The organism is Sulfurimonas sp., assembly GCF_023228785.1.
Lineage (GTDB): Bacteria > Campylobacterota > Campylobacteria > Campylobacterales > Sulfurimonadaceae > Sulfurimonas.
Genome location: NZ_JALOAN010000059.1, coordinates 1 through 7,609, shown reverse-complemented (window position 1 = coordinate 7,609; position 7,609 = coordinate 1). Strand labels below are relative to the sequence as shown.

The 7,609-nt window shown below is 34.3% G+C and carries 10 protein-coding genes; 3 read left to right on the top strand and 7 right to left on the bottom strand.

Annotation, left to right across the window (positions count from 1 at the left end; all coding sequences use genetic code 11):
• Positions 1-191: YchJ family metal-binding protein (locus M0Q24_RS11020; RefSeq protein WP_295050624.1), on the top strand; the 191-nt coding region annotated here is incomplete at its 5' end.
• 33 nt (positions 192-224) lie between these two features.
• Here the strand turns inward: M0Q24_RS11020 and tpx are convergent.
• On the bottom strand, positions 225-734 hold the full coding sequence (gene tpx, locus M0Q24_RS11015) for a thiol peroxidase (protein ID WP_295050622.1): 510 nt from the start codon (positions 732-734) through the stop codon (positions 225-227).
• 101 nt (positions 735-835) lie between these two features.
• Here tpx and M0Q24_RS11010 point away from each other — a divergent pair, with 101 nt between their 5' ends.
• Positions 836-1,072, top strand: a complete 237-nt coding sequence (locus M0Q24_RS11010) for a hypothetical protein (protein ID WP_295050620.1) — start codon at positions 836-838, stop codon at positions 1,070-1,072.
• Position 1,073: 1 nt separating this feature from the next.
• On the opposite strand, the gene exbD is transcribed toward M0Q24_RS11010, so the two are convergent.
• The 5 genes from exbD to pyrC are packed head-to-tail and all read right to left on the bottom strand — an operon-like array spanning position 1,074 to position 4,383.
• On the bottom strand, positions 1,074-1,466 hold the full coding sequence (gene exbD / locus M0Q24_RS11005) for a TonB system transport protein ExbD (protein WP_295050619.1): 393 nt from the start codon (positions 1,464-1,466) through the stop codon (positions 1,074-1,076).
• A complete protein-coding gene (gene exbB / locus M0Q24_RS11000; RefSeq protein ID WP_295050617.1) occupies positions 1,467-1,916 on the bottom strand; it encodes a TonB-system energizer ExbB in 450 nt (149 codons plus the stop codon). It abuts the gene before it with no gap.
• Positions 1,916-2,746, bottom strand: coding sequence for a HAMP domain-containing sensor histidine kinase (locus tag M0Q24_RS10995; protein WP_295050615.1), 831 nt, complete (start codon positions 2,744-2,746; stop codon positions 1,916-1,918). Before M0Q24_RS10995 ends, exbB begins: the two co-directional genes overlap by 1 nt.
• The gene (locus M0Q24_RS10990) at positions 2,736-3,383 is read right to left on the bottom strand and encodes a response regulator transcription factor (protein WP_295050613.1); all 648 of its coding nucleotides are present in this window, start codon (positions 3,381-3,383) and stop codon (positions 2,736-2,738) included. Before M0Q24_RS10990 ends, M0Q24_RS10995 begins: the two co-directional genes overlap by 11 nt.
• Positions 3,376-4,383, bottom strand: coding sequence for a dihydroorotase (gene pyrC / locus M0Q24_RS10985; protein ID WP_295050612.1), 1,008 nt, complete (start codon positions 4,381-4,383; stop codon positions 3,376-3,378). Before pyrC ends, M0Q24_RS10990 begins: the two co-directional genes overlap by 8 nt.
• A 145-nt stretch (positions 4,384-4,528) precedes the next feature.
• Here pyrC and mltF point away from each other — a divergent pair, with 145 nt between their 5' ends.
• Positions 4,529-5,923 carry a membrane-bound lytic murein transglycosylase MltF gene (gene mltF / locus M0Q24_RS10980; RefSeq protein ID WP_295050610.1) on the top strand — a complete coding sequence of 465 codons (1,395 nt, stop codon included), beginning with the start codon at positions 4,529-4,531 and terminating at the stop codon, positions 5,921-5,923.
• Here mltF and M0Q24_RS10975 read toward each other — a convergent pair.
• Entirely contained in the window at positions 5,915-7,273 is a 1,359-nt protein-coding gene (locus M0Q24_RS10975; RefSeq protein ID WP_295050608.1) for a phosphomannomutase/phosphoglucomutase, read from the bottom strand. The two genes, mltF and M0Q24_RS10975, sit on opposite strands and share 9 nt — an antisense overlap.
• Positions 7,274-7,609: the final 336 nt, after the last annotated feature.

The window sequence follows — 7,609 nt, the reverse complement described above, 5'->3', positions numbered from 1 at the left end:
AAGTTGAATTTAAAGCCTACTATAAAGATAGTGATGGATTGAAAGTGCAACACGAGAGAAGTAACTTTATCTTTGAAGATGGTGTCTGGTTATATAGAGATGGGGAGTTTTTAAACTCAAAAATAGGACGAAATATCTTGTGTCCTTGTCAAAGTGGTAAAAAGTATAAAAAGTGTTGTAAACACACTTAGTTAAATCCACACCCTCAAAAGGTGTGAAAATATCTATCTAGCTTCTTTTATAGCGTCGAGAGCAGCTTCGTAGTTTGGTTCAGCAGTTACTTCTGGTACTATCTCTTTATAGACTATAGTTCCACTTCTATCTACTACAAAAACAGCTCTAGCACTAAGTCCTTTTAGTTTGTTGTCCTCCATAAGAACGCCATAAGCACGACTTACATCTTTGTTGATGTAGTCAGATGCTACGCTTAGGTTTTCTATGCCCTCAGTTGAGCAAAATCTATCTGCTGCAAAAGGTAGATCCATAGAGATTACAGTTGTCTCACAGATGTCAAGACTGTTTACATCGGTGTTAAACTTTCTTGTCTCAGCTGCACAAGTAGCAGTATCAAGAGATGGAACTGTAATGATGAGTTGAATCTTATCTTTTGCCCCACCAACTTCCACATCTCCTAGATCTACGCCAGTAGCAATAGCAATTGGAGCTTTATCTCCAACATTTAGCTCATTGCCAGCTAATTTTACACTACTACCTTTAAACATTGTAGTTTGCATCTACTCTCCTTAAATCAATTTTAAAATATACTAACATAAAAAAAGTCTAAGTTATCTTATTTGGTATATAATTGACATCAAAAAAAAGATAAAGAGTAATTATGAAAAACCCATTTGAATCTGGTCACATTAAAAACTATGTTTTACTATATGTAAGTGTGGTTGTGATTATGGTTTTGTTTTTTATAGCAAGCACAATTTTTAGAGAAGATACAGAGATAGCAAAAAAAGAGTTTAATCGAGATGTGAAGATCTATAAAGAAGAAGTAAAAATTACAAAAGAAGAGCCAAAAGAAGGCTTTGGATCTGGGATAAAACTCCTAGACAAAGCCTACTAAACTACTCTTTTGTAATGATGTAGAGTTGTTCATGCTCCAAACTCTTAAGTATATCCATAACAGTTACAAAGTCTTGAAACCGTGACTCTTTATCACTTCTAAGAACTACAGTTTGGTCTTTTGAGATCTGAGATAGTCTTGTCTTTAACTCTTTTGCATCAAGCTTTTCTTTGTCTATAAACATCTCACCTTTAGAATTTACATATACATTAATCTCTTTTTTAAGATCTTCTTTTTTACTTGCTTTTGCCTCAGGTAGCTCTACTGGGATAACACCTTGTTTGATAAAAGTAGCTGTAGTTAAAACCATAACTAAAAGAACGAGCATAATGTCAATAAAGGGTATAACATTTATCTGATCGAATCTTTTTGGTTCTTTTTTACACTTTGCCATTTATGAATCTTTATCTTCATTTAAAATATCATAAGCTGCTAAGATCTTCTCAACCTTCCTAAGCACCATTGTATAAGCAACGATAGCAGGCATTGCAACTATAAGACCCATTGCAGTTGCTTTTAGAGCTAATGCTAAACCTATCATTATCTTCTTGGCATCTACTGCACCCGCATCACCCATAGTGTAAAATGTAATCATAATACCAAGAACAGTACCTAAAAGCCCAACATAAGGAGCATTTGAACCAATCGCACTTATAACGCTAATGTTGTTTGTTAGATCTATCTCTAGATGATCTCTATTTTTATAATCATTAAGCCGAATGCCATTATAAAACATCATCCTCTCAATAAAAAGCCATAGAGTTACAATACTCATAAGGATTAGAACCCCCATAACACCGTAGTCTAGTGCATCTTCTGCATAAGCTAAAAAGTTGTCTTGCATTAATTGTCCTTAAATTTAAGTAGTACAGTGGTTCCAATGTTTAGTTTGGATTTTATGTTTAGTTGTATTTTTTGAGAGTCGCAAAATCTCTTTACCATTCCAAGCCCTATACCAAAGCCTCTCATAGTATCGTTTGATTGGTAAAAGTTGTCATATATTCGTATAATTTCAACTTCATCCATCCCACAGCCAAAGTCTTTTATGCGGAGTGTGTGATCGTTTAGTGTTATATCGCAACTATTACTGTTTGGCGAGTATTTTACTGCATTATCTATTATGTTGTCAATGACTTTTGATAAACCTGTTTTATCGCTTATGATTTTAGTCTTTTCAAGATTTAAATTAAACTCCATATGAGGATAAATATGCTTTAAAAAACCAACTCTAAAACTCACAAGTTCATCTAACATAAACTCCTCTTTTACCTCATAAAATGTCTGTTTTTTTATCATATAGTCAAGCTCGTTATATCTCTCTTGAAGCATCAAGCAAGCTGTGTCTATTCGCTTAAGTCGCTTTAAATCTTTTTCATCTGCAGTCTTTTTTTTAAGCATATTAAGGTTTGTCATAATGGTGCTTATGGGTAAATTTAGCTCATGAAGTGTCTCTTTAGAGAGGTTTTGCAAGTTTGTGACATGTTCTTCTAGGGGATCTACTGAGAGTTTGGAGATAAAGATGCCACCTAATGCGCTAAAACAAGTCATAACTACGGCTATTAAAAAAACGTTTTGTACTTCTACTATTGCTAAGAGATAGTGAAGGGTTGCTAAAAAAGCACTGATACTTAAGAAGTAAAATATAAAAATTGTGATTCGAAGATTACGAAACAAGTTTATATCCTATTCCTCTTATATTTTCTATGTTAATTTGTGGAAGTAAATGCTTTATACGGTTAATATATACTCGTATAGCCCCATCACTAGGAGTTTTTGAAGCACTCCATAATTCATCGCTAATAAGCTCTTTTGGTACTGTATTGTCTGCATGTTTCATCAAAAGCAGAAGAAGTGCATACTCTTTTTTGGAGAGATCTAGCTCTTTTTTGTCGTACAAGATTCTTTGATGTATCTCATCATGGCAAAGTAGCTTGACACATTTAACGCCTCTTAAACTTGTTCTTCTAAGAAGTGCTTCTATCCTTAGTATGAGTTCATCACTATCAAAGGGTTTGGTTATATAATCATCTCCACCAGATAAAAAAGCACTACGAAGCATCTCTTTATGAGATGTTAAAAATATACAAGGAGTGGTGTCATCAGCATCTCTTAACTCTTTTAAGACTTGGATGCCATCAATGAGAGGGACATTAACATCAAGTATATAGAGTTCATACTTCTCTTTAAAACTTGCCTCTATGGCACTTTGACCATTAGGAACGTGAGTTAGAGTGTGCCCATTTTCTTCTAACAGGTCAATAAGAGTCTCTGCAAAAAGCAGATCATCTTCTAGTAATAGAATTTTACTCAATGTCAGCTATAGCCCAATTTAAAGCTTGCTCGGCATACATAGGAACCACATTTGCATATATATTTGGTATAACAAATGGACGTTTTTCTAAGATAACCTCTTTAAATTCAGGGCAGATCCCATAAATATTTTGTGCGTTGTCACTTACAAAAGCTTGAAGGTTATCTAATCTGTCGTATTGCTCAAAGATCTCACATAGAAGTTGAAGAGCTATTGGTGCGCTAAAAACACCAGCTGCACAGCCACAATTCTCTTTTTTATCTTGTGGGTGAGGTGCTGAGTCACTTCCAAACATAACTTTGGGATGAGCCTCAAGTGCAACACTAAGTAGTGCATCTAGATCTTCTGGGCGTTTTGCTATTGGTTTACAAAAGTTATGTGGCATCATCATTCCACCAACAACATCATCAAGAGTAAAAAGAAGATGATGAACAGTTATAGTTGCATAGAGATTATCATGTTTATCAAGCATATCTACAGCTGCTTTTGTGGTGATATGTTCCATTATGATCTTTAGGTTTGGAAAACTAGTAGCTAAAAGCTCATAGATACTCATAAACTCAGCTTCACGGTCCATAACAAAACCATCAGTCTCACCATGAACACAAAGAGGAATATTTAATTCGCTCATAGCTTCAAGAGTAGGTCTCATCTCTTCTATATCAAATGATGAGACACCACCCTCAGAATTTGTTGTGATCCCTGCTGGATAGAGCTTTATAGCTATGATCTCTTCTACTACACTTTTTAAAAACGCTTTGCTATAGTTTTTGTAAAAAAGAGTCATATATGGTTCAAAATAATCGTTTGGAACTGCTGCAATGATGCGTTGTTTATAGGCTTTTACTTCTTCAAGGGTTGTAATGGGAGGAACAAGATTGGGCATGACCACAGCACCACTAAAGCTAAAAGCACTAAGTGGGGCTATATTTTCAAGCATAATTCCATCGCGAAGATGAAGATGCATATCTAGGGGCATTAAAAGAGTATGGGTTTTCATATTTTTCCTTAAACTAAAGTCACTGTTTGTAGGCAAAATTATAACAAAATATGCTTTAAAAAGGTTTTGCTTAAGTTTTAAGTTAGTCATGCTTTAGTAGAATCTAGCCCGTTGGTAAAAATGAGTTCTTACTTAGAGGTATTTAATGATTAAAAATAGAGTAAAATTTTTTATAGCAATACTTTTTTTTGTTATTGGTTTACTAGCTCATAATCTCTACTTAGAACTTACTAAATCAAAAAATATTACTCTTCTTCAAAAGATAAAAGCCAAAAAGACTCTAGATGTTATCATCTTAAACTCTCCTACTGTTTATTATATAGGAAGAGAAAAAGAGCATGGTTTTGAGTATGACTTGATAGCTTCTTATGCAAAAGAAATAGGAGTTGATTTAAACCTAAGTGTAGTCTATACTATAAGTGAAGCACTAGAGAAGACTAGAGAAGGAGTAGGAGATATCACTGTAGCATCTATCAGTAAAACTCCAGCCATTGAAAATGAGTTTAAATTTGGTCCAAAATACTTCACAGTTCAAGAGCAATTAATCTGTCATAACGCAATGTACAAAACAAAAAGTATCCCAAAGAGCAAGAAAGATCTAGTAGGTCTTGATATTGTCGTAGAAAAAGAGACAAGTTATGAAGCTACAATGGAAAAACTCTCACAAAGTATAAAAGGTGTGGAGTTTAGTTCAACAGCTGAATACTCATCAGAGGAGCTTTTAAAACTAACAAATGATAGAAAAATGGACTGTACCGTGGTTGATTCAAATATCTTTTTAATAAGTCAAAGAGATTATCCAAACTTAATTAGAACCATCATCTTAAGTGAGAGAAAAAACCTTTCTTGGATCTTAAGAGATGGCGATGACTCAGTTAGTAAGAGTTTGTATAAATGGTTAAATAATTATGAATACTCAACGAATATGGCAAAACTAAAAGATCACTACTACGCACACTTGGGGTATGCTGATCATTACGATACAAAAATGTTTTACAAACGCTTAAAATCCCGTCTACCTTACTATAAAAAATACTTTAAAAAAGCTGGCGAGGATTATGAGATCCCATGGCAACTACTAGCTGCACAATCTTATCAAGAGTCTCACTGGGATCCAAAAGCAAAGAGCTATACGGGAGTTCGTGGGATGATGATGCTAACTCAATCAACTGCTGAACAACTAGGAGTTAAAAATAGGCTAAGTGCAAAAGAGAGTATAGATGCAGGGGCTAGGTATCTTTTAGATATAGAGCAAAGATTTCCAAAAGAGATAGAGGGTAGCAGTAGATGGTCTTTTGCATTAGCAGCTTATAATGTTGGTATGGGGCATATTCACGATGCTCAAACATTAGCAAGAAAATTAAATAAAAATCCATACCTTTGGAGTGATATAAAAAAAATTCTTCCTCTCTTATCACAAAAAAAATATTATAAACATTTAAAATATGGATATGCTAGAGGAGAAGAACCTGTTAGATATGTTGAATCTATAGAGTATTATTTTGATATTATGAAAAAGAAAGAGCTACCTTTAAAGTAGCTCTTTTGCCTCTAGTATAAGATCGTTTATAGCTCTCTCATAAAGTTTGGCATCTTCTTTTGAAGTTGATTCAAAACGAGTTACAAGAACTGGAGTTGTATTACTTGCACGAACAAGTCCCCAACCATTGGTAAAATTTATACGAACTCCATCAACTTCTATGATGTCTCTTATGGTAGGAAACGAAGCTTTAGGGTTTTTAAGTAGCTCTTTTACTTTATCTATGATTTTAAATTTCTGCTTCTCAGTTGTCTCTATCTTGATCTCTTCGGTTGAGAAAGTTTGAGGAAGTTTTGCAAGTTCGGCATCTAGATCTATACCATCTTGAATGAGTTCTAACATTCTAAGTGTTGCGTAAATTGCATCGTCATAACCAAAGTAACGATCTTTGAAAAATATATGTCCACTAACTTCACAAGCTAGATCTGCATTAGATTCTTTCATCTTTACTTTTATGTTTGAGTGTCCTGTTTTGTACATAATAGCCTTCGCTCCACGGCGCTCTAACTCATCATACATAACTTGAGAGCATTTTACTTCTCCAACGACTGTAGGGTTTTTCATCTTCATGGAAAATAAGAGTGCCATCATGTCGCCTTTGATGTTGTTCTTGTGAGTTAGAACTGCAATGCGATCTCCATCTCCATCATAAGCAAAAGCGATGTCTCCATCAGAAGCAAGAAGTTTTTTGATATCTTGTAAGTTATGTTCGTCTGATGGATCTGGATGATGATTTGGAAACTCTCCATCAGGATCTACATAGATACCTTTTGCATCTAGTTTTAAGCGAGCAAAGATATCCACTAGAGCCACTCCTGCTACGCCATTTCCACAGTCATAAACGATCTTTGTATCCATGCCCTCTAAGTGAGCAAACTCTTTTACTAAAAAGTCTATATATCTGCCCTTTGCATCTATCTTTATAACTTCTCTTTTTCCCTTTGGAGGAAAAGGCATCTCGTCACACTCCCGACCAAGCGCGTAGATATCTTCTGCAAAAAAAGGTGCTTTATCCACTGTAATCTTAAAGCCATTATATTCGCTAGGATTGTGAGAACCTGTAATCATGATAGATGCATTAGGAGTTATACCATCCCACTCTTGGTAATTTGCGAAGTAGTTTATAGGTGTGGGCACAAGCCCCATATCTAAGACTTTTTTGCCACCAGCATTGAGTCCATGGACTAAGTATTCAAAGAGGATAGGAGAGTGACTTCTAGCATCATATCCAACTGCTACATATTCACCATCAATCTTTGATGCAAGTCCAAAACCAATGCGAACAACGCTCTGTTCATTTAACTCTTTTTCATAGATACCACGGATGTCATATTCTCTGTATATACTCATTTGAATCTCCTAAAATTTATATTAAAATAAATATATTTTATAATGTGAAATGATACACTTAAGAGCTTTAAAGAAACATGATATAAAATTATATTTAAAAAATAAGGTTGTCTTTTAAATATTTAAGTTAAATTATCACTTAGGGTAATGCTTTAGTAATAAATTTATCTTATATAAGAAAATTAATGAGGAGTATAAGATGACTCATGAAACTTCAAACCTCTCAAGAAGAGTTTTTGTTAAAGGTGTAGTGGCTAGTGGTTTGATTGCATCCTCAGCGCTAACTTTAAATGCTAGTACAAAAATATCTCAAAGAAAAGAGACAGAAGAACTTAG

Bases quoted from the DNA above. Each gene is read 5' to 3' on its own strand.
- M0Q24_RS10975 (WP_295050608.1), bottom strand. From the start codon at position 7,273: ATGAGTATATACAGAGAATATGACATCCGTGGTATCTATGAAAAAGAG.
- mltF (WP_295050610.1), top strand. From the start codon at position 4,529: ATGATTAAAAATAGAGTAAAATTTTTTATAGCAATACTTTTTTTTGTT.
- pyrC (WP_295050612.1), bottom strand. From the start codon at position 4,383: ATGAAAACCCATACTCTTTTAATGCCCCTAGATATGCATCTTCATCTT.
- exbB (WP_295050617.1), bottom strand. From the start codon at position 1,916: ATGCAAGACAACTTTTTAGCTTATGCAGAAGATGCACTAGACTACGGT.
- M0Q24_RS11010 (WP_295050620.1), top strand. From the start codon at position 836: ATGAAAAACCCATTTGAATCTGGTCACATTAAAAACTATGTTTTACTA.
- exbD (WP_295050619.1), bottom strand. From the start codon at position 1,466: ATGGCAAAGTGTAAAAAAGAACCAAAAAGATTCGATCAGATAAATGTT.
- tpx (WP_295050622.1), bottom strand. From the start codon at position 734: ATGCAAACTACAATGTTTAAAGGTAGTAGTGTAAAATTAGCTGGCAAT.